The organism is Marinobacter iranensis (assembly GCF_029207565.1).
GTDB lineage: Bacteria > Pseudomonadota > Gammaproteobacteria > Pseudomonadales > Oleiphilaceae > Marinobacter > Marinobacter iranensis.
This window is the reverse complement of record NZ_JANCMW010000334.1, coordinates 1-250: the sequence shown is the minus strand read 5'-3', so window position 1 is coordinate 250 and position 250 is coordinate 1. Positions and strand designations below refer to the sequence as shown.

Here is a 250-nt window from a genome sequence, read left to right as displayed (position 1 = left end):
ATCCTTCGTCAACGGAAACAGTTACGCCGATCCGGAGCAGGAGGTGATCAGCCGCTGGCGCATTGAGCAGTGCAGCGAACTGAGCGCGGTGAGTGCCTCCTTTGTACTGTCCACACCGACGGAAACGGATGGCGCTGTTTTTCCGGGACGTATCATGCTGGCCAACACCTGCACCTGGACCTATCGCGGTGACGAGTGCGGTTATAGCGGTCCGGCTGTCGCGGATGAATATGACCAGCCAACGTCCGAT

General features: G+C 58.8%; 1 protein-coding gene. It reads left to right on the top strand.

Annotated elements, in window-relative coordinates:
• A partial coding sequence (locus tag NLU14_RS22590) for a phage minor tail protein L (protein ID WP_198625530.1) occupies window positions 1-250 on the top strand: 250 nt, incomplete at both ends.